The sequence below is a fragment of the Pseudomonas sp. SIMBA_041 genome (assembly GCF_046535095.1).
In the GTDB taxonomy this organism is placed as follows: Bacteria; Pseudomonadota; Gammaproteobacteria; order Pseudomonadales; family Pseudomonadaceae; genus Aquipseudomonas; species Aquipseudomonas mucoides.
Genome location: NZ_JAWRXJ010000876.1, coordinates 1 through 239, shown reverse-complemented (window position 1 = coordinate 239; position 239 = coordinate 1). Strand labels below are relative to the sequence as shown.

Here is a 239-nt window from a genome sequence, read left to right as displayed (position 1 = left end):
AGATAGCGTACTCGATACTCAGTGTCTTCGAAATTTAATGTAGCATCATTTGATTGATAATAGTCATAGAGCTTCTCTGGATTCACTCGAACCACACGCTCAATCTGTACCAATGGAATCGCATAGTAGCGATCTGCAGCACGAACAACCAATGCGTCAGACACGGCTACCGTCAACGGTAGGCGCATCGTAAAACTTGAGCCTTTACCCAACTCTGAAACGACGGATACTGAGCCACC

The 239-nt window shown here is 46.0% G+C and carries 1 pseudogene; it reads right to left on the bottom strand.

The features are described from left to right. A pseudogene (locus SB725_RS33650) lies at positions 1-239 on the bottom strand (hypothetical protein); the annotation flags it as partial.